Raw genomic sequence first — 26,463 nt, 5'->3', positions numbered from 1 at the left:
CTCCCTCTCCCGCTTGCGGGACCCGCAAGCGGGAGAGGGAGCACTCACGCAGCGTGCCCAAGCACCAGGCACGCGCGCAGCCTCAGCCGGCCGACACCTCGATCCGCCGCGGCCTCGCTTCTTCCCTGCGCGGGATCGTAAGCTTCAGCACGCCGTCCTGCAGGTTGGCTTCGATACGCGAAGCGTCGAGATCCGGGCTGAGCGTAAATGTACGCGCATAGCGAGGCTGCCGAATCTCGGCAAGCTGCACGCGCAGGCTCGCGGGCGTCGGCACGACGGCTTCGCCTTCGATGCGCAGGCTGCTGTCGTGCACGTTGACCTCAAGGTTCTCGCGCGGCACGCCGGGCAAATCCGCCCACAGCGTGACCCCGGCGGGAGTCTCGTAGATATCGACCGCGGGCACCAGCGTCATGGCCTGGGTTTCCGCGCGGCGTTGCGCGACAGCGCCCTGGTCACCCTGGCCGCTTGTGTTCTGGTCGCGCTGGACGACCTGGTTCGAATCGCTCATGGCTTTCTCCTCACGTTAGCTGACGGTGATCGCGCGCGGACGCGACGCTTCGCGCTTGCCTACGCTGATCGACAGGCAGCCGTTGGTATAGCGTGCCTGCACCTTGTCGGGATCAGCCGACTGCGGCAATTCGATCACGCGGCGGAAGCTGCCGAAGAAGCGCTCCTGCGCATAGGGCCGCACCTCGGCTGCGCCTTCCGGCTGCACCTGGGCACGCTCGCCGCTGATGGTCAGCAGGCCCTTGTCGATCGATACCTCGAGCTGGTCCGTCTTGATGCCGGGTGCGAATACCACGATCTCGATCGAGTCATCGGTCGTGCCGATATTCAGCGGAGGGAACCCCCCGAAACGCCCGGAGCGCAGGCTGGTTGGAAACCCGCCGAAGAGATTCGCCATCTGCCGTTGCATCCGGTCGAATTCACTGAACGGGTCGGTCCCGAAAAAGAAGTCACTCATGGTTAGATCCTCCTTCTATGCAGCGGGGAGGCGCAGGACCCTGATGTAGTGCACCTGGTCTCCTGCCAGGCCGCTGCAAACCAACGGAAAACACGCAGTGCCGCGTTGCCGCGACGACTGGGCAATCCATAATTAGTGCTGTCCCGCGCGGATTTCAAGGGGGGCGGATAGCGGGAAAATCGGACGCTGGCAGGTATCGGCCGCGTCACAGCCATCGGCCCGGGATTTCAGGCGCCAGCGCGGTCGAAGCCGGCCTTGCGCGCCAGCACGATCGCCTGCGCGCGGTTTTCCACTTCCAGCTTGGCGAAGATGCTGGTGATGTGGTTGCGCACGGTCTTCTCGCACAGGTCCAGGTGCGCGGCGATCTGGGCGTTGTCGCGGCCCTGCGCGATCAGTTCGACGATATCGCGCTCGCGCCGGGTCAGTGCACTGAAGGCGGGATCTCGCACCGGTTCCGTGGCCGGCAGGAAGGCGCGCACCTCGTCCAGCCAGCGCAGCCATGCGGGCTCGGTTTCCAGCAACAGGTGGTTGCCGCTTTCCAGCGGCACGAAGCGCGCGCCGGGAATCTCGCTGGCGATCAGGCGTCCTTCGTCGAACGGCACACGCGCATCGCGCACCGCGTGCAGCACCAGTGTCGGGCACGATACCCGCGGCAGCAGCTTCACCACGTCGATCTCATTGAAGACGCGCATGAAGCGTGCGGCATTCAGCGGCGAGGTAGAGACCCGCTCAAGCTCGTTGAACCATGCATGCTGCTCGGCCGTGCCGCCGGGGATGAACTGGGTGGTAAAGAACTGGCGGAAGGCCGGATTCTCCTGGCCCCAGCCAAGCTCTGCGAGCTTGTTCATCAGCTCGGCCTCTTCCAGCAGGCGCTGGCTCAGGTTGTCGCGCTTCAGGCGCCCGCGCGCGTAACCGCCGTGCAGCACCAGGTGGCTGACACGTTCGGGATGCGCGACCGCGTAGGCGACGGCAATCGATGCGCCCTGCGAGATACCGAGCAGCGGAAAATGGTTGACCCCGGTGGCGTCGACGATGGTCTCCAGGTCGCGCAGCCAGGCATCGAAGGACAGGTCCTCGATCTCCCGGTCAGAGAGCCCGCAGCCGCGTTCGTCATAGCGGATCAGCGTATGCGTGGCGGACAGCGCCGTGATCATGTGGCTCCACACCGGGCTGCCCACGTCGAACTCCAGGTGGCTCATCCAGTTGGCCGCCTTGACCAGCGGTGCACCGCAGCCCGTGATGGCGTACGCAAGGCGAACGCCATCACGGCTGGTGCACAGGCGGAGCTGCTGCTTGAACATCGGCATGTCGGGGCCGCGCGGCACTGGGACGGCCGGCCGGCAGCCGCGGGCCGCGGCCGCCATGCGGGCGCACCGCGTGACTTCCCTAGCTTAGGCAAAGGATGGGCGGCGCAAAAGCGCCGTCGATCGCTCAGGACAGGCATTCCCCGCTGCCGCGTGCATCGCTGCGCGCGCCGTCGCTGAAACCATCGCGGGAACTGGTTCGCGCCCCCTCGGTAAAGGTATCAAAGCGTCCCATGCGCGCGCCATCCATGTAAGGATCAGGCTTGCGCATCGCATCCCGGTTCGGATCAAAGCCACGGACCACGCACACTGACATGCTGCCGCGCGCCACCACGGGCCGCATCGCGGCCTCGGCGGCAGGACTGCGCGCGCCCTCCGTGAAGGCGTCGCGCTGCGCGTTGTGGCGCGGCGCGGCAGCGGCCAGTGCTTCGCCATAGGCACCCGCATGGGCGGCATGACTGAAGCCGGCGGCGAGTGCGGCAGTGGCAAGCAGGGTCTTGGCAAGATTCTTATGCATTGCTATCTCCAACAGGGATGCCGGCGGCATTGCCGCGACGGCACTCCTCATGCAGGCGATCGGCTACGAAACGGCACGGGCCGCACGGGATCGCCTCGACCGTGCCAGCCGTTGCCTGGCGCAAGCCGCTGCCATCCCATCATGGGGCTGCGGCGCAGCGCCTGACTCCTGTATCAGTGGTATGCGGATGCGGGGAAGCGGCCGCCGTGCCTCAGTGCAGCCATGCGAGCATCGCGAACAGCGGTGCCAGCGACGGCAGCAGCCGCGCCGGACTGTGCCCGAGTGCCGCCAGGCACGCCGACCCGCGGTCGGCGGCCAGCAGCACCGCGGCGTGCCAGGCAACCGGATCCGTTGCCTGGCGTCCGCGCAGGGAGCGCGCCAGCGACAACGCGCGTCCCAGCTCGCGCGCCGGCGTGCCGTGATCGTGATTCAGCTCACGCAGTGAGGCGAGGCACGATTCCCAGTTCGCATGTGAATGACAGAGGACGTAGAGCAGCAGGAGCGCCGGCAGCAGCGATGGCAGCCACGGCGGCAACGCCCGTCGCAGCCGACGGATGCGACGGGTACCGTCGGCATGCCGGCTGGACTGGCGAGACCACTGCTGCAACGCGCACATGGCACAGGCTCCTTCTGGAAGGGACCGCCATGAAGGCGGTCAGTGACAAGCTGAGGGTTGCATTGTGTGGCGAGGGGCGGTGCGTACGCATGAGGCCGGTGTCCCGGGTCAGCGTCAGCAATGCGCGACTTCCCGGGACAAGCGCCCCGAGGGACGGGCTGCGGGTGGCGCATGGCAGGCAGGCGGCGCAAGCCGGGCAAAAGCAAAACCCCCGGATCGCCTGGCGGCGTGTCCGGGGGTCGCTGAGGCTCGACGGGAGCGGGCGCCGGGGCCCGCGCGTTCAGATCTCGACCTTGGTGCCCAGCTCCACCACCCGGTTGGCCGGGATCTGGAAGAAGTCCGACGGCTTGGCGCCGTTCTGGTGCATCCAGGCGAACAGGCTCTCGCGCCACATCGGCATGCCCGGCAGCTTGGACGGAATCACCGATTCGCGCGCGATGAAGAATGAGGTCTCCATCAGCTCGAAGTGCATGCCAAGCTTGCGGTCGGCCAGGTCCAGCACCCTCTGCACATCGGGCGTTTCCTTGAAGCCGTATTCGGACTTCAGGATAAAGACGCCGCCGCCAACGTCCTTGCAGCTCAGGCGATGGTCGTCGTCAACGTAGGGGATGTCGCGCGTGACGAAGGTCAGGAACACCACGCGCTCATGCAGCACGCGGTTGTGCTTCAGGTTATGCAGCAGCGACACCGGCACGGACTCGGTATTGCCGGTCAGGAACACCGCGGTGCCCTCAACCCGGTGCGGCGGATGCGCCAGCAGCCCGGCGATAAAGGGCTCGAGCGGGATGCCGTCTTCCAGGCTGCGCGCGCGCAGCAGCTTGCGGCCGCTGTACCAGGTCATCAGCAGGAAGAACGCGGCGCTGCCCAGCAGCAACGGGAACCAGCCGCCTTCGGCAACCTTGAGCAGGTTGGCGGCAAAGAACGACAGGTCCACCACGATGAAGGCCAGCCCGACCACGGCAACCAGCGCGGGGTTCCACTTCCAGACGCTGCGCATGCACACCGCGGCCAGGATGGTGGTGATGACCATGGTGGTGGTCACGGCGATGCCGTAGGCAGCGGCCAGGTTCTCTGACTTCTTGAACGAGATCACCACGCCGATCACCAGCACCAGCAGCAGCCAGTTGATCACCGGCAGGTAGATCTGGCCGATCTCTGCGGCCGAGGTGTAGCGCACGCGCATGCGCGGCAGGAAGCCCAGCTGGATCGCCTGGCTGGTCAGCGAGAACGCGCCGGAGATCACCGCCTGCGAGGCGATCACGGTGGCGCAGGTGGCCAGCAGCACCATCGGAATCTGCAGCGGCTCAGGCACCATCAGGTAGAACGGGTTCTCGGCACCGGCCGGGTTGTGCAGCAGCATCGCGCCCTGGCCGAAGTAGTTCAGCATCAGGCAGGGCATCACCAGCACGAACCAGCCGATGCGGATCGGGCGCGCGCCGAAGTGACCCATGTCGACGTACAGCGCCTCGGCGCCGGTCAGCACCAGGAATACCGAGCCCAGCACGATAAAGGCCTGCAGCGCGTGCTCCACCAGGAAGGTGATGGCGTAGTACGGGTTGATCGCCTTCAGGATCTCCGGCGCCTGCACCAGGTGGAAGATCCCCAGCGCCCCCAGCGCCAGGAACCAGGCGGTCATGATCGGCCCGAACAGCTTGCCCACGGTGGCAGTGCCATGGCGCTGGATCAGGAACAGCGCCGCCAGGATCACCAGCGTGATCGGTATCACGAACTGCGACAGCTGCGGCGCGGCGATCTCCAGCCCTTCCACCGCCGACAGCACCGAGATCGCCGGCGTGATGACCGCGTCGCCGTAGAACATGCAGGCGCCGAAGATGCCCAGCATCATCAGCACCCTGGCCCTGCCCGAGCGTGGCGCCACGGTGCGCAGCACCAGCGCCATCAGCGCCAGCACGCCGCCTTCGCCGTCGTTGTCGGCCCGCATCACGAAGACCACGTACTTGATCGAGACCACGATGATCATGGCCCAGAACAGCATCGAGATGACGCCCAGCACGGCCTCCGGGCTGAACATGATGCCGTGCTCCTTGCTGAAGCACTCCTTGAGGGCATACAGCGGGCTGGTGCCGATGTCGCCGAAGACGACGCCTACCGCGCCGAGCACCAGGGCGCGCGTGCTCGGGCTCTCGACAAAATAATGGCTGGTTGTGGATTGGGTCATGAAATTGGGTCTGCTCGACCAGGTCGCCGGCAGGTTTGTTGGCTCTGCCGCGGCCCGGTCCCATCCAGCGCAACAGCTTGCTGCGCCCGTTTCCGGTTCTGCTTGCGGTTCTTATTGCATTGCACAAACGCGCGCAATTCTAGATGAACTGTCGACTATCGACCACTGCGGCAAACAGGGATGCCGCTTTCGTGACTTCGCAAGGATGGGAGGGAAGCGGCGGATGGTCAAGCCCTGGAAGAGCAAAACAGAGTGTCCTTGCGCCCGCAAGCGGCGTTGCGGCAGGACAACATGAGCGCCTTATGCGGCGCTTTTCATCTCAAACGCCCAGGTAGCGGTCCAGGGCTTCGGGCTTGCCGGCAAGGTCCGACGCGGGGCCGGCCATCACCACCCGGCCCTTCTCCAGCACCACGGCACGGTCGGCATGCGCCAGCACCGAGCGGAAATTGCGGTCGACCACAACCGAGGCGATGCCGGTGCCACGCACGGTGGCGATGACCTCCCAGATCTCGCGCACGATGCGCGGGGCCAGCCCTTCGGTGGCCTCGTCCAGCACCAGGCAGTCGGGATTGGTCATCAGCGCGCGGCCGATGGACAGCATCTGCTGTTCGCCGCCGGACAGCTGCTGGCCGCCATGGGACAGGCGTTCCTTGAGCCGCGGGAACAGGTCGAGCACGCGCGCCTCGTCCCAGTCGTTGCGGCCACTGCAGCCCTTGCGCGCGGCCATCAGCAGGTTTTCGCGCACCGACAGGCTGGGGAAGATGCCGCGGCCCTCCGGCACGTAGGCCACGCCCAGGCGCGCCACCTCGAACGGCTGCGCGCGCGAGACGTCGCGGCCGGCCACGCGGATCTGCCCCTGGCGCTGGCGCACATGTCCCAGCAGCGTGCGCAGCAGCGTGCTCTTGCCCATGCCGTTGCGGCCCAGCAGCCCGACCGTTTCGCCCACGCCCACGGTAAAGTCGACGTCGCGCAGCACGTGGCTTGAGCCATACCAGGCGTTGATGCCGGTGGCCTCGATCATCGGTGAATTGATCGGTGCGTTCATGCGGCCTCGCTCTCTTCCTCGCCCAGGTAGGCGACCTGGACTTCGTGGTTGGTCCGGATCGCCTCGGGGCTGCCCGTGGCAATCACGGCGCCGTTGACCATCACGGTGATGCGGTCGGCAACCGAGAACACCGCGTCCATGTCATGCTCGACCAGCAGGATGGCGTGGCCCTCGCGCAGGCCGCGCAGCAGCGCCAGCATCCGCGCCGACTCTTCCGCGCCCATGCCGGCCAGCGGCTCGTCCAGCAGCAGCGCGACCGGCTGCGTGGCCAGGCACATTGCCACCTCCAGCTGCCGCTTCTGGCCATGGGCCAGGTCGCTGGCAAGCCGGTCCGCCAGCGGCGCCAGGCCGGCCCGCTCCAGCGCCTCGTCGGCCAGCGTGGCGCTGGTGCGGCAGCCCTGGGCGCTTTCCCACAGCCGCCACGCCCGCTGCGCGCGCGATTGCGCGGCCAGCCGGCAGTTTTCGCGCACCGTCAGCGGCAGGAAGATATTGTTGCGCTGGTAGCTGCGCCCCACCCCATGGCGCGCCAGCCGCGGCTGCGACCAGCCGGTCACGTCCTCGCCCTTCAGGTACAGGCGGCCGGACGACGGCGCCAATTCGCCGGACAACATATTGATCAGCGTGGACTTGCCCGCGCCGTTGGTGCCGATCACGGCATGGATCTCATGCAGTGACAGCGACAGGTCGACGCCCGCCACGGCGGTCAGGCCGCCGAAGCGCCGGGTCAGTTGCTGCGCCTGCAGGATCGGCGTTCCTTGCGATATCATGCGGCCTCCGTATTGCGGCGTCCTTCGCTGCGGCTGTCCGCAGTGACCGCGGCCTCATCCGTGCCGGTGCCGGCATCGCCATTGCGGCGCCCGCGGCGGCCGTGCCGCAACACCGACGGCAGGCTGACCAGCCCGCGCGGCAGCAGCGCCACGGCGACGATGATGAAGCCGCCCATCAGCAGCTGCCAGTGCTTGGTCAGCGTACTGAACCACTCGGCCAGCAGCACGAACGAGAACGCGCCCAGCACCGCGCCGGCCAGGCTGCCCACGCCGCCCAGGATCACCATCAGCATGGCGTTGCCGGACTGGTGCCACGACGCGATCTCCGGATTGACGAAGCCAAACTGGATCGCGTACAGAAACCCAGCCAGTCCCGCCAGCATCCCGCCCGCGATAAAGGCGCCAAGCTGGTAGCGGTAAGTGGCATAGCCCGCCGCGCGCATGCGCTGTTCGTTGTGGCGGATGCCGACCAGCGCGTGCCCGAAGCGCGAGCGCAGCACCAGCGCCAGCACCGCCACCGTCAGCACCAGCCCGAGCCATACCAGCCAGTAGAAATGCGTGGGATCGTTGACCGTCAGCAGGTGCTCGCCGGGCACCGGGAATTCCGGCCGGAAGTAGATATAGGTGCCATCGCTGCCGCCCGCGATGTTGGTGTCGTGGAAGACGAAATACACCATCTGCGCGAACGCCAGCGTCACCATGATGAAATACACGCCGCGGGTGCGCAGCACCAGCGCCCCCACCACCAGCGCCAGCAGCGCCGATGCCGTCAGCGCACCAGCCAGCAGCAGCCAGCCGTTGCCCGGGCCGGCCTGCGGCGCCAGGATTGCGGTGGCATACGCCGCCATGGCGAAGTACGCGGCATGGCCCAGGCTGACCAGCCCGGTGTAGCCGATCAGCAGCTGCAGCGACAGCGCGAAGATCGCCATGATCATCACCTTGCTGAGCAGCTCGATGTAGAACTTGTTGCTGTCCGCGGTCAGCAGCAGCGGCAGTGCCGCCAGCACCGCGAACGCCGCCAGCCAGCCCAGCCCGGTGGCCAGCGTGGCGTTGCGCGAGGAGTGCCGGCGCGCCGGCAATGTCGTCGGAGTCATGTCATCCTGCCTTGAACAGTCCCTGCGGCTTCCACAGCAGGATCACCGCCATCAGCAGGTAGATCAGCACGCCGGCCGCCTCCTGCCAGAACACCTTGCCGAAGGTATCGACGAAGCCCAGCAGCAGCGACGCCACCAGCGCGCCCTTGACCGAGCCGATGCCGCCGATCACCACCACCACGAAGCAGACGATCAGCACCTGCGCCCCCATGCCCGGATAGACCGACGACACCGGCGCGGCGATCATGCCGGCCAGCACCGCCAGCGCCACGCCCAGCGCGAACACGAAGCGGTACAGCACCGTGATGTTGATGCCCAGCGACTGCACCATCTCGCGGTTGGTGGCGCCGGCGCGGATCATCATGCCCAGCCGGGTGCGCCGGATCACGTAGTACATCGCCAGCGCCACCACCAGGCATACCGCGGAGATAAAGAGGCGGTACACCGGATAAGTCATGTCGTTGCCGATCGCCAACGCGCCGTCCAGCAGCGCAGGCACCTGCACGCCGTGCACGTCATCGCCGACCAGGATGCTGCGCAACTCCTCGAACACCAGGATCAGCCCGTAGGTCATCAGCACCTGCTGCAGGTGGTCGCGTTCATACAGGTAGCTGAAGAAGGCCCATTCCAGCACGTAGCCGAATGCCACCGCCAGCACGATGCCGAGCGGGATGGCGATAAACAGGTTGCCGGTCAGGCCGGCAAGCGTGAAGGCCAGGTAGGCGCCCAGCATGTAGAAGCTGCCGTGGGCGAGATTGATCACGCCCATGATGCCGAAGATCAGCGTCAGGCCGCTGGCCACCAGGAACAGCAGCAGGCCGTACTGGACGCTGTTCAGGCACTGGATCAGGAAGGAGACGATATCCATGCGGGGTAATGCATCAAATTACCTACAGCGCCACACATGCCGGTGGCAGGATGGCCTTACAGCCGGCAACCGCGCGCAGGATCAGCCAGCGCCTTCACCGCCACCGAGCTGACCTTGTTCTCGCGTCCGTCGACCTTGCGCAGGTAGAAGTCCTGCACCGGGTTATGCGCCTTGGACAGCGTGAAGGCGCCGCGCGGGCTGTCGATCCTGGCGGCGCCCATGGCCTTGTACAGGTCGGCCTTGCGCGTCATGTCGCCCTTCACCGCCGTGGCGCCAGCCGCCAGCAGCTGGGCGGCATCGTAGCCCTGCACTGCGTACACGTCTGGCTGCAGCTTGTAGGTCTTGGCGTAGTCCAGGCGGAAATTCTTGTCGCGCGGGTTGGTCAGGCCATCGGCGTAATGCAGCGTGGTTTCCAGGCCCTGCGCGGCAGTGCCCTGTGCTTCGAGCGTGCCGTCGGTCAGGAAGCCCGAGCCGTACAGCGGGATCTTGTCCTTGAGCCCGGCCGCCGCCCAATCCTTGACGAACTTGACCGCGCCGCCGCCGGCAAAGAACACGAACACGGCGTCAGGCTTGAGCGACGCCACTTCGGTGATCAGCGCCTGGAACTCGACATTGGGGAACGGCAGGTTCAGTTCCTTCACCACCTTGCCGCCCTTGGCCTCGAACGCCTCCTTGAAGCCCTTCACCGACTGTTCGCCTGCGGCGTACTTCCAGGTCAGCGTCACCACCTTCTTCAGGCCGCGCTCGCCCAGCACCTGGCCCATGGCGTAACCCGGCTGCCAGTTCGAGAACGAAGTGCGGAAGATATTGGGGCCGCACAGCGGACCGGTGGCCTCGTCCACGCCGGCATTAGGAATGATCAGCAGCGTGTTGTTCTCCTTGGCCACCTTGACGATGCCCATCTGCACGCCCGAATGCACCGTGCCGACCACCACGTCGACCTGGTCGCGCTTGACCAGCTTGGTGGCGTTCTCCGGCGCCTTGGCCGGATCGGATTCATCGTCGACCTTGAAGTACTCGATGTCGCGTCCGCCGAGCTTGCCGCCCTGCTGCTGCACGTACATGCGGAAGCCGTTTTCGATGGCCGTACCCAGGGCCGCGTAGGTGCCGGTGTACGGCAGCATGAAGCCGACCTTGATCTTGCCCCCCGGCGCAGCGGGTGCGGGGGCCGCCGGCTGCGCGGACGCGCCGGCCATGGCAAAGACGGTGGCGACGGCAAGGCAGGCAGGCGCAAGCCTGCGCGAGGTGAAGCGACGCATGGTGTCTCCTGGTGGTCAAGCCGGTGGCTCGCTGGACCGTTGCCGGTCACCCCTGCCCTTGCCGTGTCCCGCGCCGGCGCATGCACCGTGAGGACCCTTCGCAACAGGCGGGAAGCCGAATTATTTTAGGTTTGAAGTATATGCGTTTATATGCCGAACCGCGGCCAACGTCAACGGATCTTTTTGGTCGCGATGTGGCGAATGTCCACATCGCGCGAGTTTAAGCAAGGTGGTCTGGGGGGCATATCGATGGATACCCTCGATCTGCGCCATGGTGCCGTATTCGTCGTCCTCGCCCTGCACCGCCAGTACCGGGCAGCGCAGCCCGGACAGCAGCGGACGCAGGTCCCACTGGCGGAATTCGGGGTCGAGCCAGATATCGTTCCAGCCCCAGAAGGCCGAATCGACGTCGTCATGATGGCGCGCCAGCCGCTGGCGCAAGTCGGTTTCCAGGTAAGCCTGGCGCGTGCCCGCGATGCTGCGCACCGACAGGTCTTCCACCACGATATGCGGCGCCAGCACGGTGATGCCGGCAACCGCCTGCGGAAAGCTGGCGGCGTGGATCAGCGCGATCGAGCCGCCGTCGCTGTGGCCCAGCAGCCAGGGCATGCCATGCGCGCGGCCGGGACCGACGTCGAGTGCGTCGAACAATGCGGGCATCGCCTCGCGTGCCTGGCGATGCATGAAGTCGGGACGCCATTTTTCCTCGTGCGGCCGCGGCGTCGAACGTCCGTAGCCATAGCGCGAGAACACCAGGCCGCGATAGTCGCCGGCTTCGCAAAATTCGCGCGGAAAATCGCGCCACATGCTGACCGAGCCCAGCCCCTCATGCAGGAACACCACCAGCGGGCGCCGCGCGCGTTCAGGCCGCAGCCACTGGTACTCGATCCGGATACGGCGGTTGTCGAAGGGAATTTCCACCAGGCTGCTTTGCATTGGCACGTTGTTGTCTTGCATCGGTTCAGAAGGAATGTCCAGAAGCTACGGGCGCTTCATTGCGCCGCCTCCCGCGCGGCTTGCTCGCGCTGGCGCAGGCGGAAGCGCTGGATCTTGCCGGTCGCGGTCTTGGGCAGTTCGGGCACGCATTCGATCTGGCGCGGGTACTTGTACGGCGCGAGGCGCGACTTGATAAAGGCCTGCAGTTCCGCCGCCATGCCGTCATGCCATTGCTGGCCGGGCCGCAGCACGACAAAGGCCTTGGGCTTGACCAGTTCGTCGGCATCCGTGACGCCGATCACCGCCGCCTCCAGCACGGCCGGGTGCTGCGCCAGCGCGGCCTCGACCTCGAACGGCGACACGTAGATGCCGCCGACCTTGAGCATGTCGTCGCTGCGGCCGGCATAGGTGTAGTAGCCATCGGCATCGCACAGGTACTTGTCGCCGCTGCGCGTCCATTCCCCGACGAAGGTATCGCGGCTCTTGTCGCGGTTGCACCAGTACATCAGTGCGGCACTGGGGCCCTTGATATAGAGGTCGCCGATCTCGCCGGGCGCGCACGGCTCGCCGCGCTCGTCCAGCAGCTTCAGCGCGTAGCCTGGCACCGGCTTGCCGGTGGTGCCGTAGCGCACCTCGCCCGGCCGGTTCGACAGGAAGATATGCAGCATCTCGGTGGAGCCGATGCCATCCAGGATGTCGCAGCCGAAATGCGCCAGGAAGCGTTCGCCGATATCGCGCGGCAGGGCCTCGCCGGCGGAGGTGCATACGCGCAACGCCACCTCGGCGCGCGGCGGCAGCTCAGGCGCCGCCAACATGCCCGCAAACAGCGTGGGCACGCCGCAGAACACCGTGGGCCGCTGCTCGCGCAGCCGCCTGAACACGGCCGCCGGCGTGGGCCGTTCGGCCATCAGCACGGTGGTGGCGCCGACCGACATCGGAAAGGTCAGCGCATTGCCCAGCCCGTAGGCAAAGAACAGCTTGGCGGCCGAGAACACCACGTCGTCCTCGCGGATGCCCAGCACCTGGCGCGCATACAGGTCAGCCGTATGGAACAGGTTGCCATGCGTGTGCACGGTGCCCTTGGGCCGTCCGGTCGAGCCCGACGAATACAGCCAGAACGCCATGTCGTCCGGGCCGCTGCGCACGGTCTGCGCGGGAGAACGCGTGCGCGCCAGCATCGCGCCCACGCTGCACGCCGGCGCGCCGTCGGCATGCGGCGCCGCCTGGATCACCATCGGCGCCAGCCCGCTCTTGTCGATGGCGGCCTTCATCACCGGCAGCAGCGGCTCCGACACCACCACGGCGCGCGCGCCGCTGTGGCCAAGCATGTAGGCGTAATCGTCCGCGGTCAGCAGGGTATTGACCGCCACCGGCACCACGCCCGCCAGCAGGCAGCCGAGAAATACCGTGGGGAAATCAATGGTATCGAGCGCGCACAGCAGCAGCCGCTCTTCCTGGCGCAAGCCCGCATCGCGCAGCGCGCCGGCAAAGCGGCGGGCACGGGCATCGAGCTCGGCGTAAGTCAGCGAGGCGGTGTCGTCGATGTAGGCTGTCCTGGCCCCGCGCCCGGCCGCGAGATTGCGCGACAGCAGGTCCTCGGCGGCGTTGTAGCAGGTGGGCAGTGCCGCCACGGCATCGGTAGCGGGTGGAACAGCCGGCGGCACGGGCGATGCTGCCGCTGGCATGCCGGCGGCGGTATTGGGGGGCGTCATTGTCTCCACTCCTTGGGGTCGCGCCGCGGGCCATGGGCGCCGCGCCAGCGTCAGTCCAGTCGCAGTTCTGCTTGCCGATGTCCGCCAACGTGCATGCCGGCATCCGCTTGTTGATGCATTTTATTTCATATCAACTATTATGCAAGCGAGGGGATGCACTATAGGACAGGCTTTATCGAAGCGACTGCCTGCCGCGCCACTTGGCTCACCAAGGCTGCTCGTATAATGCGCCCTTGCTTTTTCTGCCGGTCAACCCGAAACCACCACCATGCGCCGCGATCCCGCCCCGCTGCCCGCCAACGAGACCGAAGCCGGCACGCGCCCCGCCGGGGATGCGCCCGCCGCAGCCGCCAACGCCGAGCGCGACCCCTACCTGACGCTGCTGGGCGAGCGCATCCGTTCGCTGCGGGCCTCGCGCGGCATGTCGCGCAAGGACCTGGCGCGCGGCGCCGGCGTGTCCGAGCGCTACCTGGCCAACCTGGAAACCGGCACCGGCAATGCGTCGGTGCTGCTGCTGCGCCAGGTGGCGCGCGCGCTCGACGTGCCGCTGCCGGTGGTGCTGGCCGAAGTGGACGGCCTGAACGGCGAGCAGGCCACCGAGTTTGCGCAGATGGTGCAATGGCTGGCGCAGTTGCCCGCGGGCGACCTGGCGCGCGTGCGTGAAGCCTGCCGCCATGCACTGGCCCCCGCAGAGTCCGGCGATGCGCGCCACCGCCGCATCGCGCTGATCGGCCTGCGCGGCGCCGGCAAGTCGACCCTGGGCCGCGCGCTGGCAGCGGCCAGGGACGTGCCCTTTGTCGAACTGAACACCGTGATCGAGCAGGAGGCCGGCGCCAGCCTGTCGGAAATCCATTCGCTCTACGGCCAGGCGGCCTACCGCCGCTACGAAATGCGCGCGCTGGAACGCACCCTGCGCGAGCACGACCGCCTGGTGCTGGCCACGCCGGGCAGCCTGGTCTCTGAACCCGCCACCTTCAACCTGCTGCTGTCGCAGTGCTACACCATCTGGGTGCGCACCTCGCCGGAGGAACACATGGCGCGCGTGGTGGCCCAGGGCGACATGCGGCCGATGGAAGGCAACCGCGAGGCCATGGCCGACCTGCGCCGCATCCTGCAGGCACGCGCGCCGCTCTATGACCGCGCCGATATCTCGATCGACACCAGCGGCCAGGACGCCGCCGCCTCGCTGCAACAATTGCGCGCCCAGCTCCAGGCCGCCGGCGCGTGACTACCCCGCCGGCCGCGCGCGGGTGACAAAGACATTGCGCCAGCCGTCTCCATGCACTATATTTCATCAAAAGCCGCAAGGCACTATAGTGCACTCAGGAGACAGCCATGTCCGCGCCGGCAACCGCCCCACTGCGTCCTGACCAGTCAGCCGCCCCGTCAGACGCACCCATCACCTTCGAGCGTCATCCCGACCAGTACCGCCACTGGAAACTGAGTTTCGACGGCCCCGTCGCCACGCTGGCGATGGACGTCGACGAGGAAGGCGGACTGCGCCCCGGCTACGCGCTGAAACTCAATTCCTACGACCTTGGCGTCGATATCGAACTGCACGACGCGCTTCAGCGCATCCGCTTCGAGCACCCCGAAGTGCGCACCGTGGTGCTGACCAGCGCGCGCGACCGCATCTTCTGCTCGGGCGCCAATATCTTCATGCTGGGGCTGTCGTCGCATGCGTGGAAGGTCAACTTCTGCAAGTTCACCAACGAGACCCGCAATGCCATCGAGGATGCCAGCCGGCACTCAGGGCTGAAGTTCATTGCCGCCTGCAACGGCACCACCGCCGGCGGCGGCTATGAACTGGCGCTGGCGTGCGACGAGATCGTGCTGGTCGATGACCGCTCGTCCGCGGTAAGCCTGCCCGAGGTGCCGCTGCTGGGCGTGCTGCCCGGCACCGGTGGCCTGACCCGCGTGACCGACAAGCGCCACGTGCGCCGCGACCACGCGGATATCTTCTGCACCACCACGGAAGGCGTGCGCGGCCAGCGCGCCAAGGACTGGAAGCTGGTTGACGAAGTGGTCAAGCCGGCGCGCTTTGCCGAGCATATCGCCGAGCGCGCGGCGGCGCTGGCGGCCACCAGTGACCGGCCGCAGGGCCACCACGGCATCACGCTGACACCGCTGTCGCGCACCATCGAGCCCGACGGCTACCGCTACGAGACCGTGCGCGTGCATGTCGATGCCGCGGCGCGCAAGGCCACGCTGACCGTATTCGGGCCCGACAAGCACCAGCCCGCGGATCTCGCCGGCGTGGTCGCGGCCGGCGCGCAATGGTGGCCGCTGAAGATGGCGCGCGAGCTTGACGACGCCATCCTGACGCTGCGCGCCAACCACCTGGATATCGGCATCTGGGTGCTCAAGACCGATGGCGACGCGGCCGCGGTGCTGGCCGCCGATGCGCTGCTGCAGGCGCATGCCGGCCACTGGTTCGTGCGCGAGACCATCGGCATGCTGCGCCGCACGCTGGCGCGGCTGGATGTATCGTCGCGCAGCCTGATCGCGCTGATCGAAGCCGATTCCTGCTTTGCCGGCACGCTGCTGGAACTGGCGCTGGCCGCCGACCGCAGCTATATGCTGCACCTGCCCGACGCTCCGGACGACGCACCGCGCGTGTTCGTCTCCGCGCTCAACTTCGGCCACTATCCCATGCCCAACGGGCAAACCCGGCTGGCGGCGCGCTTCTATGGCGACGAGGCCGCGCTCACGGCGGTGCGCGAGCACATCGGTGCGCCGCTGGATGCGCTCAGCGCCGATTCGCTCGGGCTGATCACCGCCGCGCCCGACGATATCGACTGGGAGGACGAAATCCGCATCGCCCTGGAAGAACGCGCCAGCCTGTCGCCGGATGCACTGACCGGGATGGAAGCCAATTTGCGCTTCGGCGGCGCCGAGACCATGGAAACGCGCATCTTCGGCCGCCTGACCGCGTGGCAGAACTGGATCTTCCAGCGCCCCAACGCCGTCGGCGAGAACGGCGCGCTGAAGGTCTTCGGCAGCGGCAACAAGGCACGCTTCGACTGGGACCGGGTGTAGCGCCCGCCCCGCGCCAGACAACAAGGAGACAGCACGTGAGCATCGACTACAGCCAGAAGATCCCCAACAACGTCAACCTGTCCGACGACCGTGCGCTGCAGCGCGCGCTGGAACACTGGCAACCGGCGTTCCTCGACTGGTGGCGCGACATGGGGCCGGACGGCTCGCACAACTTCGATGTCTACCTGCGCACCGCGGTGTCGGTCGATCCATCGGGCTGGGCGCACTTCGACCACGTCAAGATGCCGGACTACCGCTGGGGCATCTTCCTGCAGCCGGCCGACCCCGAGCGCAGGATCCACTTCGGCGAGCACAAGGGCGAAGCCGCCTGGCAAGACGTGCCGGGCGAGCACCGCGCCAACCTGCGCCGCATCATCGTGACGCAGGGCGACACCGAGCCCGCCTCGGTCGAGCAGCAGCGCCACCTGGGCCTGACCGCGCCGAGCCTGTATGACCTGCGCAACCTGTTCCAGGTCAATGTGGAGGAAGGCCGCCACCTGTGGGCGATGGTGTACCTGCTGCACCGCTATTTCGGCCGCGACGGCCGCGAGGAAGCCGAGGCGCTGCTGGAGCGCCGCTCCGGCGACCAGGACAACCCGCGCATCCTCGGCGCCTTCAACGAGCGCACGCCGGACTGGCTGGCGTTCTTCATGTTCACCTACTTCACCGACCGCGACGGCAAGTTCCAGCTGTGCGCGCTGGCCGAATCCGGCTTCGATCCGCTGGCGCGCACCACGCGCTTCATGCTGACCGAGGAAGCGCACCACATGTTCGTGGGTGAATCGGGCGTGTCGCGCGTGCTCCAGCGCACCTGCGAGGTGATGCGCGAACGCGGCATCGAAGACCCCGCCGAAGTGCGCGCCGCCGGGGTGATCGACCTGGAGACCATCCAGCGCTACCTGAACTTCCACTACAGCGTCACCATCGACCTGTTCGGCGCCGACCAGTCGTCCAACGCCGCCACCTTCTACAGCGCCGGCCTGAAGGGCCGCTTCGAGGAAGGCAAGCGCGCCGACGACCACGTGCTCAAGAGCGATGTCTACCGCGTGCTGGAAGTGCGCGACGGGCACCTGGGCGAGCGCGAGGTGCCGATGCTCAATGCGCTCAATGAAGTGCTGCGCGACGACTACATCAAGGACAGCTTGGGCGGCGTGGCGCGCTGGAACAAGGTCATCGAAAAGGCCGGCATCGCATTCCGCCTGACCGTGCCGCACAAGGCCTTCAACCGCAAGATCGGCACGCTGGCCAATGTGCATGTCTCGCCCGAGGGCCAGCTGATTTCCGAAGCGGAATGGCAGGCTAACGAACGCAAGTGGCTGGCCACCGACGAAGACCGCGCCTTTGTTGCCTCGCTGATGGGCCGCGTGGTGGAGCCCGGCAAGTACGCCAACTGGATCGCGCCGCCGGCGGTGGGCATCAACCGCCAGCCGATGGATTTCGAGTACGTGCGTTTCAACTGAACCAGAAGCACAGGACAGGCCAGGAGCCACCGGAGACACGCCATGGGCGCCCCCGACATCATCAAGCAGCACCTGATCGATCCGGAAATCTGCATCCGCTGCAATACCTGCGAGGACACCTGTCCGATCGATGCCATCACCCACGACGACCGCAACTACGTGGTCAGGGCGGACGTGTGCAACGGCTGCAACGCCTGCCTGTCGCCCTGTCCGACCGGAGCCATCGACAACTGGCGCACCATGCTGCGCGGCCAGGCCTACCCGATCGAGGCGCAACTGCTGTGGGACGAGTTGCCGGCCGAGGTGCCGCTGCCGGAACTGGCCGACCTGGGCGAGGCGCCGCAGGCAACCCTCGGCACCGGCACGGCAAGCGGCGCCGCACCCGACGCCGCCATCCAGTCCGTGGAAACCAGCCGCCACACCTCGCCGCGTGCGCCGTGGTCGGCGGCCCATCCCTATGTGAACCTGCATGGCGTGCGCGCGCCGGTCACGGCGACCGTGGCCGGCAACTACCGGCTGACCGCAGAAGACGCATCCAGCGACATCCACCATATCGTGCTGGATTTCGGCACGCACTTCTTCCCGATCCTGGAAGGCCAGTCGATCGGCATCGTGCCGCCCGGCACGGATGCGTCGGGCAAGCCGCACTACATTCGCATGTACTCGGTGGCCAGCCCGCGCGACGGCGAGCGCCCGGACTACAACAACCTGGCGCTGACCGTCAAACGGGTCGACCAGGACCACGATGGCAAGCCGGTGCGGGGCGTCGCGTCCAACTACCTGTGCGACCTGGCCAAGGGCGACAGCGTACACGTGGTGGGCCCGTTCGGATCGACCTTCCTGATGCCCAACCATGCCGAGGCCAGCATCATGATGATCTGCACCGGCACGGGCTCAGCCCCGATGCGCGCCATGACCGAGCGCATGCGCCGCAACATGGCGCACTTCGGCGGGCGCCGGCAGCTGTTCTTCGGTGCGCGCAACGCCAACGAACTGCCCTACTTCGGCCCACTGCTGAAGCTGCCCAAGGATTTCCTCGACATCCATTTCGCCTTCTCGCGCGATCCCGCCGCGCCGCGCCGCTACGTGCAGGACGCGATCCGCGAAGCGGCTGACAGCGTCGCCGCGCTGCTGGCCGATCCCAACGGCCATGTCTATATCTGCGGACTGAAGGGCATGGAGGCAGGCGTGCTCGAGGCATTCGAAGCGGTGTGCGCCGGCTCCGGGCACGCGTGGCCCGAGATCGAGGCCGCAATGAAGGCGGAGGGCCGGCTTCATATCGAGACCTACTGACGCCGCCGTAGTTTGCTGGTTTTTCAGCAATCGCTTCCCTTCTGAAAGGCATCGCCTATAATATTTCTGAAGAAACAGGAGTGATGGCGATGCAATCCAGGCGGATTCCGGAAACCGATCCCGCCGGCGGCCCCGACCCCGGCACCACGCTGACCAAGGCGGTGATGCGCGCCGCCGGCTTCCTCGGCATCAGCCAGGCCGTGGTGGCAAGCGTGCTGGGCATCAGCACGGCATCGGTATCGCGCATGGCATCTGGCGGCTATGTGCTCGATGCGCACCGCAAGGAGTGGGAATTCGGCGTGCTGTTCGTGCGCCTGTTCCGATCGCTCGATGCCATCCTGGGCCACGGCGACCAGGCCCGGCTATGGCTGACCAATGAAAACCTGGCGCTGGGCGGCAAGCCCCTTGAAATGATCCGCACAACGGAAGGTCTGGTCCGTGTCGTTCACTACCTGGACGCCACCCGCGGTCGCATCTGAGCGCAGGCAGTTCGCGCTCACGCTGTGGCGGGCGGTGGAGGCCCAGCACGTCGTATCCACCATGCCGCTGGTCGACAGCCTGGAAGAACAGGCTGTGCTGGAAGCCGTGCTCGACGCCGGCAAACCCGCAGTGCCCGCCGAGGCACGCCATCTGCACTACCTGCTGTTCACCCCGTTCCGCTATCCGCCCTCGCCCTGGGGCTCGCGCTTTCGCGCCAGCCAGGATCCGGGCGTGTTCTACGGCGCCAACGAGATCCGCACCGCCTGCGCCGAACTCGGCTACTGGCGCTGGCGCTTCCTCAACGACAGCCCCGCGCTGCCGCGCATCGACGCCCGCGCGCAGACGTTGTTCGAAGTGCGCGTCGATACCTGGGGCGTGGCACTGGACACACCGCCGTTCGACCAGGACCATGCCATCTGGACCGATCCCGACCACCACGAGCCCTGCCAGGCCTTCGGCCGCATCGCGCGCGAGGCCGGCCTAGGCATGATCCGTTACACCTCCGTGCGCGATCCCCGGCATGGCCCCTGCGGCGCGGTGCTGACCCCGCACGCGTTCTCCCACCCGGCGCCGCTGGCCACCACCACCTGGATGCTGACGGTGCGCCGCGACCGCGTGATCTGGCAGCGCGACGACCTGCAGCAACGCGACAGCTTCGAGTTCGAGGCCGCGCTGTGGCAGCGCACAACCGATAGCACTGGCACGGGCTGAACCTCTGCCCCGTGCCGGCGATCTAATCGTTATGGCAGGCGGCGATGCGCACCACTGGAAGGTATTTTTAAACAGGTGTTGCATTGCGCAACCAGATGCCATATAATTTTTTCTTCGACGGACGCGGGGTGGAGCAGTTGGCAGCTCGTCGGGCTCATAACCCGAAGGTCGCAGGTTCAAGTCCTGCCCCCGCAACCAACCGCATGATGCGTATCATGCGGCACCGTCAAAGCAGATAAACCCGCCTCTGGCGGGTTTTTTGTTTTCTGCTGCTCCGGCACTGGCACCCCGATGCTGCCCTCCGTGCAGCACCAGACTGCGTTGACCGATGGTGCCCCACCGCCCCAATCATGCCTGCCGGCCCCCTCTGCGAGGGTGATACACTTTCGCCATTCCTCCCGGACGCCCCTCATGAAATTCTGCTCGAACTGTGGTCATGCGGTCGTGTTGCGCGTGCCTGACGGCGACAACCGCCCGCGCAGTGTTTGCGACAACTGCGGCACCATCCACTACGTCAATCCACGCAACGTCGTTGGCACGATTCCGGTGTGGGAAGACAAGATCCTGCTGTGCAAGCGCGCCATCGAGCCGCGCTACGGTTTCTGGACCCTGCCTGCGGGCTTCATGGAGATTGGCGAAACCACCGCGCAGGCTGCCTCGCGCGAGACACTGGAAGAAGCCGGCGCGCGCGTGCAGGTCGGAGAACTGTTCTCGATCCTGAACGTGCCGCATGTGCACCAGGTGCATCTTTTCTACCTGGCCACGCTGGACGACCTGGATATCGCCCCCGGCGAGGAAAGCCTGGAGGTCAAGCTGGTCGAAGAGGCCGATGTGCCCTGGGATGAACTGGCGTTCCCCACCGTGATCCACACCCTGCGCTGCTTCTTTGCCGACCGCGCCGCCGGCCGGCTGCAGGACGGCAGCTTCCGGCTGCACAGCCTGGATATCGACAAGCCCATGCGCCCGCTGACCAGCCGGGCCACGGTCACGCCCTGAGCGGCGCGGCCGCCGCGCATCGCCCTACGGCGCAGCCCGCATGATTGCCTGGCTGGACCCGCAAGACCCGTTTCCGCCGGTTGACGAGGCGCTCGGGCCCGATTCCGAAGCCCCCGGCCTGCTGGCGGCCAGCCGCGACCTGTCGCCCCAGCGGCTGCTGCTGGCGTACCGCCAGGGCATCTTCCCGTGGTATTCGAGCGGCCAGCCGGTGCTGTGGTGGAGCACCGATCCGCGCATGGTGCTGGCCCCGCCGGCGCTGCGCGTCTCGCTCAACCTGCGCAAGACCCTGCGCCGCGTGCTGCGCGACGCTGACTGGGAGATCCGCGTCGACGACGACTTCCTGGCGGTGATGCGCGCCTGCGCGACCACCCCGCGCGACGGCCAGGACGGCACCTGGATCACCGACGATATCATTGCCGCGTACGGTACGCTGCACCGCAACGGCATGGCCCATTCGGTCGAAAGCTGGTACCGCGGCGAACGCGTGGGCGGCCTGTATGGGGTGGCGCTGGGGCGGATGTTCTTCGGCGAATCGATGTTCGCGCACCGCACCGATGCCTCAAAGATCGCACTGGCGGCACTGTGCGCGTTCCTCGGCAATCACGGCGTGGCGATGATAGACTGCCAGCAGGAAACCGACCACCTGGCCTCGCTGGGTGCGCGCCCGATCCCCCGCGCAGAGTTCGTGGCCCATGTGCGGGCGGCGACGGCGCTGCCGGCGATCAGTCCGTGGCGGTTCGACAAATCGGTGCTGGAGCGCTGGGCCGGGACGCCAGCCGCGCCGGCCGGCTGAAACCTGGCACGGGACGCCCCGCTGACTGCGCGTCCGGCCGCATCGTCCCGCCCGGAGCCCCCTGAGTCATGAGCAAGCTGAAGGAACTTCCGCTCTCCGCGCTGCAGTTCTATGCCACGGCGCCCTACGCTTGCAGCTATCTCGACGGCCGCATGGCACGCTCCCAGGTCGCCACCCCGGCGCACCTGATCAATGCCGACGTCTATTCACGCCTGGTGCGCGCCGGCTTTCGCCGCAGCGGCATCTTCACCTACCGGCCGTATTGCGACGAATGCCACGCCTGCACGCCATGCCGCGTGGTGGTGGACGAGTTCGTGCCGGACCGCTCGCAGCGCCGCGCCTGGAGCCGCCACCAGCACCTGCAGGCACTGGTGGCACCGCTGACCTATGTCGAAGAGCATTATTCGCTGTACCTGCTGTACCAGTCGATGCGCCACGCCGGCGGCGGCATGGACCAGGACAGCCGCGACCAGTACGAACAGTTCCTGCTGCAGAGCCGCGTCAACTCGCGCCTGGTGGAATTCCGCGAACCGCCGGGCTCGCCCGAGGCCGGGCGCCTGCGCATGGTCAGCATGATCGACGTGCTCGACGACGGGCTGTCGTCGGTCTACACCTTCTACGATCCGCTCGAACGCAACGCCAGCTACGGCACCTACAACATCCTGTGGCAGATCCGCCAGACGCGCGAGCTGGGCCTGCCGCACCTCTACCTGGGCTACTGGATCGCCGACAGCCGCAAGATGGCCTACAAGGCACGCTTCCGGCCGCTGCAGGTGCTGACCGGCAACCACTGGCATGCGTTCGAGGACGAGGCCGGGGATGCGGCCAGCCCCGCGCCTGCATCCAACCGGGACTAGCCGGGTCGCGGCATCCGGCCGCGCACCGACCGGGTATGCGGCCCAGCCGCTACAATGCGGGCCTGGTATTCACTCTGCCCTGCCCCCCCGTGCTCAACGCGCTCTACCCCCTGGTTCGCCCCGCCCTGTTCTCGATGGATGCCGAGGACGCCCACCATTTCACGCTGAACAACCTGCTGCGCGCCCATCGCATGGGCCTGGCGGGCTGCATCGGCAACAGGATTGCCGACGACCCGCGCACGGTCATGGGGGTGCGGTTCCCCAACCCGGTCGGCCTGGCCGCGGGGCTGGATAAGGACGGCGCCTATATCGACGGGCTGGCCGCGTTCGGCTTCGGCTTTATCGAGGTGGGCACGGTCACGCCGCGCGCGCAGCCGGGCAACCCGCGCCCGCGCATGTTCCGGCTGCCGCAGGCGGATGCGCTGATCAACCGCATGGGCTTCAACAATGGCGGCGTCGATGCCTTTGTCGCCAATGTGCGGGCCTCGCGCTGGAAGGCCGAGGGCGGCGTGCTGGGGCTGAACATCGGCAAGAACGCCGATACGCCGATCGAGCGCGCCAACGACGACTACCTCTACTGCCTGGAACGCGTCTACCCGCACGCCAGCTACGTGACGGTCAATATCTCGTCGCCCAACACCAAGAACCTGCGCCAGCTGCAAGGCGCGAGCGAGCTGGACAGCCTGCTGTCGACGCTGAAGGATGCGCAGCAGCGCCTGGCCGACCAGCACAAGCGCTACGTGCCGCTGGCGCTGAAGATCGCGCCGGACCTGGATGCCGACCAGATCGGTAATATCGGCGACGCGCTGGTGCGGCACAAGATCGACGGCGTGATCGCCACCAACACCACCATCTCGCGCGAGGCGGTCAAGGACCTGCCGCATGCCGAGGAAGCCGGAGGCCTGTCCGGCCGCCCGGTGTTCGAGGCCTCGACCCAGGTGGTGCGCGCGCTGCACGGCGTGGTCGGCGACGCGGTGCCGATCATCGGCGTGGGCGGCATCTTCGGCGGCGCCGATGCGCGCGCCAAGATCGACGCCGGCGCGAAGCTGGTGCAGGTCTACAGCGGCCTGATCTACCGCGGCCCGGCGCTGGTGCGCGAGTGCGCCGCGGCGCTGCGCGGCTGAGTCCCTCCTGCGCCAACGACACGCAAACCGCCATGGAAACCATCCGACTCGGCCGCAGCGACCTGCAGGTCTCGCGCATCTGCCTGGGCACCATGACCTTCGGCGAGCAGAACACCGAGGCCGAAGGCCACAGCCAGCTCGACTACGCCTTCGCGCGCGGCATCAATTTCATCGACACGGCCGAGATGTACCCGGTCAAGCCGAGGGCCGGCACCTACGGCCAGACCGAGCGCATTGTCGGCACCTGGCTCAGGCGCCAGCCGCGCGACCGCGTGGTGCTCGCCACGAAGGTGGCCGGCCCGGGCCGCATGCCGTGGATCCGCAATGGCGACGACCTGACGCCGGCTGGCATCCGCGCCGCGGTGGACGAATCGCTGCGCCGGCTACAGACCGACTATATCGACCTGTACCAGATCCACTGGCCGGCGCGGAATGCGCCGATCTTCGGGCAGCTCAGCTTCGATCCTGCCAAGGAGCGCGAGTGCACCTCGATCCAGGCCCAACTCGAAGTCATGGACGAACTGGTGCGCGCCGGCAAGATCCGCTACGTGGGCGTGTCGAACGAGACCCCGTGGGGCGTGGCCGAATTCGTGCGCCTTGCCGAGCAGCACGGCCTGCCGCGCATCGCCACCGTCCAGAACCCGTACAACCTGGTCAACCGCAGCTTCGAGCAGGGACTGGATGAAGCGTGCTTCCGTACCGATGTCAGCCTGCTGGTGTACAGCCCGCTGGCGTTCGGGCAACTGACCGGCAAATACCTGGCGGGCGATGCGGCCAACCCGGTCTTCAATGCCGAGGCCAAGGGCCGGCTGTCGCGCTTCCCCGCCGACTGGAGCCCGCGCTACATGCGCCCCGAGACCATGGCGGCCTCGGCCCGCTATGTCGAACTGGCGAAAAGCGCCGGCCTCTCCCCTGCCACGCTGGCGCTAGCCTGGTGCTACTCGCGCTGGTTCGCCGCCAGCACCATCGTCGGCGCCACCACGCTGGCCCAGCTCGAGGAAAACCTCGACGCCTGGAACGCGCAATTGCATGAAGACCTGGTCGCCGCAATCGGGGTAATCCACAAGCAAATCATGAATCCCGCGCAATAAAATGCGCCTCGATGGCGGATAGTGGGCGTCTGGCAGCATCCGATGCCCCACTTCCGCATGATGACTGTCCATATCGTGCGCGAGAAATGGTATCCTCGCAGGCTTATCGCTGTCGCATCCGACGCGCCCGCGCACGCTCCCTCCAGCCGCAGGAAGCCGCCGCGCCCGCCCGGACCGGCCCCGTACGCCAGCATGCGCGCGGGCCAGGACGGCGGACCGAACCATCCGCGGCCGTATCCAATCCAGAACCGAGTTTCGGGGGAGAACAGACAATGAAGTCCATCAAGGGTCTCGCAGCAACCAAGTCCATCCTGGGCGGCGCCGTGGCGCTGGCACTGCTGTACGGCGGCGCCGTGCAGGCCCAGACCGTCAAGGTGCTGTCGATCGTCGACCATCCCGCGCTGGACGCCATCCGCGACGGCGTGCGCGCCGAGCTGAAGGCCGCCGGCTATGACGCCGACAAGAGCCTGAAGTGGGAATACCAGAGCGCCCAGGGCAACACCGGCACCGCGGCGCAGATCGCCCGCAAGTTCGTCGGCGACAACCCGAACGCCATCGTTGCCATCGCCACCCCGTCGGCCCAGGCCGTGGTTGCCGCCACCAAGAGCGTGCCGGTGGTGTACTCGGGCGTGACCGATCCGGTCGCCGCGCAGCTGGTCAAGAGCTGGTCGGCCTCGGGCACCAACGTTACCGGCGTGTCGGACAAGCTGCCGCTGGACAAGCAGGTCGCGCTGATCAAGCGCGTGGTGCCCAAGGCCAAGACCGTGGGCATGGTCTACAACCCGGGCGAAGCCAACTCGGTGGTCGTGGTCAAGGAACTGAAGGAGCTGCTGGCCAAGGACGGCCTGACGCTCAAGGAAGCTGCCGCGCCGCGTACCGTTGACATCGGCCCGGCCGCCAAGAGCCTGATCGGCAAGGTCGACGTGATCTACACCAACACCGACAACAACGTGGTGTCGGCGTATGAGTCCCTGGTCAAGGTCGCCAACGAATCCAAGATCCCGCTGGTGGCCGCCGATACCGACAGCGTCAAGCGTGGCGCCGTGGCCGCACTGGGCATCAACTATGGCGACCTCGGCCACCAGACCGGCAAGGTCGTGGTGCGCATCCTGAAGGGCGAGAAGCCGGGCGCGATCGCCTCGCAGACCAGCGACAACCTGGAGCTCTTCGTCAACACGGGCGCCGCCGCCAAGCAAGGCGTCACGCTGTCGCCGGAGCTGGTCAAGGAAGCCAAGACGGTCATCAAGTAAGCAACAGCGAAGCACTGCCCCCTGCCGCCACACGACGGCGGGTGCCCCGTCGGGCCTATCCGGCCCGACGGGACAGAACAGGGCGAGGCGGCCGGCAGCCCCACACAG

Annotated in this window: 25 protein-coding genes and 1 tRNA gene; 13 read left to right on the top strand and 13 right to left on the bottom strand. The window is 67.1% G+C overall.

What is annotated here, in order from left to right:
• Positions 1–82 precede the first annotated feature (82 nt).
• The 13 genes from AC3WQZ_RS07670 to AC3WQZ_RS07610 all read right to left on the bottom strand — a co-directional run bounded on the left by AC3WQZ_RS07670 (position 83) and on the right by AC3WQZ_RS07610 (position 13,261).
• Positions 83–508 carry an Hsp20/alpha crystallin family protein gene (locus AC3WQZ_RS07670; protein WP_011615076.1) on the bottom strand — a complete coding sequence of 142 codons (426 nt, stop codon included), beginning with the start codon at positions 506–508 and terminating at the stop codon, positions 83–85.
• A gap of 15 nt (positions 509–523) precedes the next feature.
• The gene (locus AC3WQZ_RS07665; RefSeq protein WP_011615075.1) at positions 524–964 is read right to left on the bottom strand and encodes an Hsp20/alpha crystallin family protein; all 441 of its coding nucleotides are present in this window, start codon (positions 962–964) and stop codon (positions 524–526) included.
• A 227-nt stretch (positions 965–1,191) separates the two neighbouring features.
• Positions 1,192–2,328 carry an alpha/beta fold hydrolase gene (locus AC3WQZ_RS07660; protein WP_011615074.1) on the bottom strand — a complete coding sequence of 379 codons (1,137 nt, stop codon included), beginning with the start codon at positions 2,326–2,328 and terminating at the stop codon, positions 1,192–1,194.
• A 67-nt stretch (positions 2,329–2,395) separates the two neighbouring features.
• Entirely contained in the window at positions 2,396–2,785 is a 390-nt protein-coding gene (locus AC3WQZ_RS07655) for a hypothetical protein (protein WP_058698896.1), read from the bottom strand.
• A gap of 211 nt (positions 2,786–2,996) precedes the next feature.
• Positions 2,997–3,401 carry a hypothetical protein gene (locus AC3WQZ_RS07650; RefSeq protein WP_058698895.1) on the bottom strand — a complete coding sequence of 135 codons (405 nt, stop codon included), beginning with the start codon at positions 3,399–3,401 and terminating at the stop codon, positions 2,997–2,999.
• Positions 3,402–3,681: 280 nt separating this feature from the next.
• Complete coding sequence (locus tag AC3WQZ_RS07645) at positions 3,682–5,580, bottom strand: potassium transporter Kup (protein ID WP_058698894.1); 1,899 nt, start codon at positions 5,578–5,580, stop codon at positions 3,682–3,684.
• Between the two features lie 319 nt (positions 5,581–5,899).
• Complete coding sequence (locus AC3WQZ_RS07640; RefSeq protein WP_011615070.1) at positions 5,900–6,625, bottom strand: ABC transporter ATP-binding protein; 726 nt, start codon at positions 6,623–6,625, stop codon at positions 5,900–5,902.
• Positions 6,622–7,392 carry an ABC transporter ATP-binding protein gene (locus tag AC3WQZ_RS07635; protein WP_058698893.1) on the bottom strand — a complete coding sequence of 257 codons (771 nt, stop codon included), beginning with the start codon at positions 7,390–7,392 and terminating at the stop codon, positions 6,622–6,624. The genes AC3WQZ_RS07640 and AC3WQZ_RS07635 overlap by 4 nt, the downstream gene beginning before the upstream one ends.
• A complete protein-coding gene (locus AC3WQZ_RS07630; protein WP_058698892.1) occupies positions 7,389–8,486 on the bottom strand; it encodes a branched-chain amino acid ABC transporter permease in 1,098 nt (365 codons plus the stop codon). Before AC3WQZ_RS07630 ends, AC3WQZ_RS07635 begins: the two co-directional genes overlap by 4 nt.
• Before the next feature lies 1 nt (position 8,487).
• A complete protein-coding gene (locus AC3WQZ_RS07625; protein WP_011615067.1) occupies positions 8,488–9,354 on the bottom strand; it encodes a branched-chain amino acid ABC transporter permease in 867 nt (288 codons plus the stop codon).
• Between the two features lie 56 nt (positions 9,355–9,410).
• The gene (locus tag AC3WQZ_RS07620; RefSeq protein WP_011615066.1) at positions 9,411–10,613 is read right to left on the bottom strand and encodes an ABC transporter substrate-binding protein; all 1,203 of its coding nucleotides are present in this window, start codon (positions 10,611–10,613) and stop codon (positions 9,411–9,413) included.
• Between the two features lie 120 nt (positions 10,614–10,733).
• Positions 10,734–11,570 (bottom strand): alpha/beta fold hydrolase, encoded by an 837-nt coding sequence (locus tag AC3WQZ_RS07615; protein WP_058698891.1) that lies wholly within the window; start codon positions 11,568–11,570, stop codon positions 10,734–10,736.
• Between the two features lie 35 nt (positions 11,571–11,605).
• Positions 11,606–13,261: a benzoate-CoA ligase family protein gene (locus AC3WQZ_RS07610; RefSeq protein ID WP_058698890.1), complete on the bottom strand. Its 1,656-nt coding sequence runs from the start codon at positions 13,259–13,261 to the stop codon at positions 11,606–11,608.
• Between the two features lie 268 nt (positions 13,262–13,529).
• Between AC3WQZ_RS07610 and AC3WQZ_RS07605 the strand changes: the two genes are divergently transcribed.
• From AC3WQZ_RS07605 to AC3WQZ_RS07545, 13 genes are all read left to right on the top strand, one after another.
• Positions 13,530–14,489: a helix-turn-helix transcriptional regulator gene (locus AC3WQZ_RS07605; RefSeq protein WP_058698889.1), complete on the top strand. Its 960-nt coding sequence runs from the start codon at positions 13,530–13,532 to the stop codon at positions 14,487–14,489.
• A gap of 107 nt (positions 14,490–14,596) precedes the next feature.
• Positions 14,597–16,300 (top strand): 2,3-epoxybenzoyl-CoA dihydrolase, encoded by a 1,704-nt coding sequence (boxC, locus tag AC3WQZ_RS07600; RefSeq protein ID WP_492300283.1) that lies wholly within the window; start codon positions 14,597–14,599, stop codon positions 16,298–16,300.
• Positions 16,301–16,335: 35 nt separating this feature from the next.
• On the top strand, positions 16,336–17,760 hold the full coding sequence (gene boxB / locus AC3WQZ_RS07595) for a benzoyl-CoA 2,3-epoxidase subunit BoxB (protein WP_058698887.1): 1,425 nt from the start codon (positions 16,336–16,338) through the stop codon (positions 17,758–17,760).
• 42 nt (positions 17,761–17,802) lie between these two features.
• Positions 17,803–19,053, top strand: a complete 1,251-nt coding sequence (gene boxA, locus AC3WQZ_RS07590) for a benzoyl-CoA 2,3-epoxidase subunit BoxA (RefSeq protein WP_492300281.1) — start codon at positions 17,803–17,805, stop codon at positions 19,051–19,053.
• Positions 19,054–19,142: 89 nt separating this feature from the next.
• Positions 19,143–19,532 (top strand): MbcA/ParS/Xre antitoxin family protein, encoded by a 390-nt coding sequence (locus tag AC3WQZ_RS07585; protein ID WP_035815700.1) that lies wholly within the window; start codon positions 19,143–19,145, stop codon positions 19,530–19,532.
• On the top strand, positions 19,492–20,244 hold the full coding sequence (locus tag AC3WQZ_RS07580) for an RES family NAD+ phosphorylase (protein ID WP_011615058.1): 753 nt from the start codon (positions 19,492–19,494) through the stop codon (positions 20,242–20,244). The genes AC3WQZ_RS07585 and AC3WQZ_RS07580 overlap by 41 nt, the downstream gene beginning before the upstream one ends.
• Before the next feature lie 122 nt (positions 20,245–20,366).
• Positions 20,367–20,442: transfer RNA gene (locus AC3WQZ_RS07575), tRNA-Met, on the top strand.
• Between the two features lie 213 nt (positions 20,443–20,655).
• On the top strand, positions 20,656–21,240 hold the full coding sequence (locus AC3WQZ_RS07570; protein ID WP_011615057.1) for an NUDIX hydrolase: 585 nt from the start codon (positions 20,656–20,658) through the stop codon (positions 21,238–21,240).
• A gap of 40 nt (positions 21,241–21,280) precedes the next feature.
• Positions 21,281–22,033, top strand: a complete 753-nt coding sequence (gene aat / locus AC3WQZ_RS07565; protein ID WP_011615056.1) for a leucyl/phenylalanyl-tRNA--protein transferase — start codon at positions 21,281–21,283, stop codon at positions 22,031–22,033.
• A gap of 68 nt (positions 22,034–22,101) precedes the next feature.
• Complete coding sequence (locus tag AC3WQZ_RS07560) at positions 22,102–22,890, top strand: arginyltransferase (protein ID WP_492300280.1); 789 nt, start codon at positions 22,102–22,104, stop codon at positions 22,888–22,890.
• An 89-nt stretch (positions 22,891–22,979) separates the two neighbouring features.
• The gene (locus AC3WQZ_RS07555; RefSeq protein ID WP_492300279.1) at positions 22,980–24,014 is read left to right on the top strand and encodes a quinone-dependent dihydroorotate dehydrogenase; all 1,035 of its coding nucleotides are present in this window, start codon (positions 22,980–22,982) and stop codon (positions 24,012–24,014) included.
• Between the two features lie 32 nt (positions 24,015–24,046).
• Positions 24,047–25,105: an aldo/keto reductase gene (locus tag AC3WQZ_RS07550; protein WP_058698899.1), complete on the top strand. Its 1,059-nt coding sequence runs from the start codon at positions 24,047–24,049 to the stop codon at positions 25,103–25,105.
• A gap of 272 nt (positions 25,106–25,377) precedes the next feature.
• Complete coding sequence (locus AC3WQZ_RS07545; RefSeq protein WP_035815710.1) at positions 25,378–26,355, top strand: ABC transporter substrate-binding protein; 978 nt, start codon at positions 25,378–25,380, stop codon at positions 26,353–26,355.
• Positions 26,356–26,463: the final 108 nt, after the last annotated feature.

This window comes from Cupriavidus sp. FW305-26, from assembly GCF_058787975.1.
Note: the sequence above shows the minus strand (reverse complement) of the source record. Positions and strands in the feature narration are given on the sequence as shown.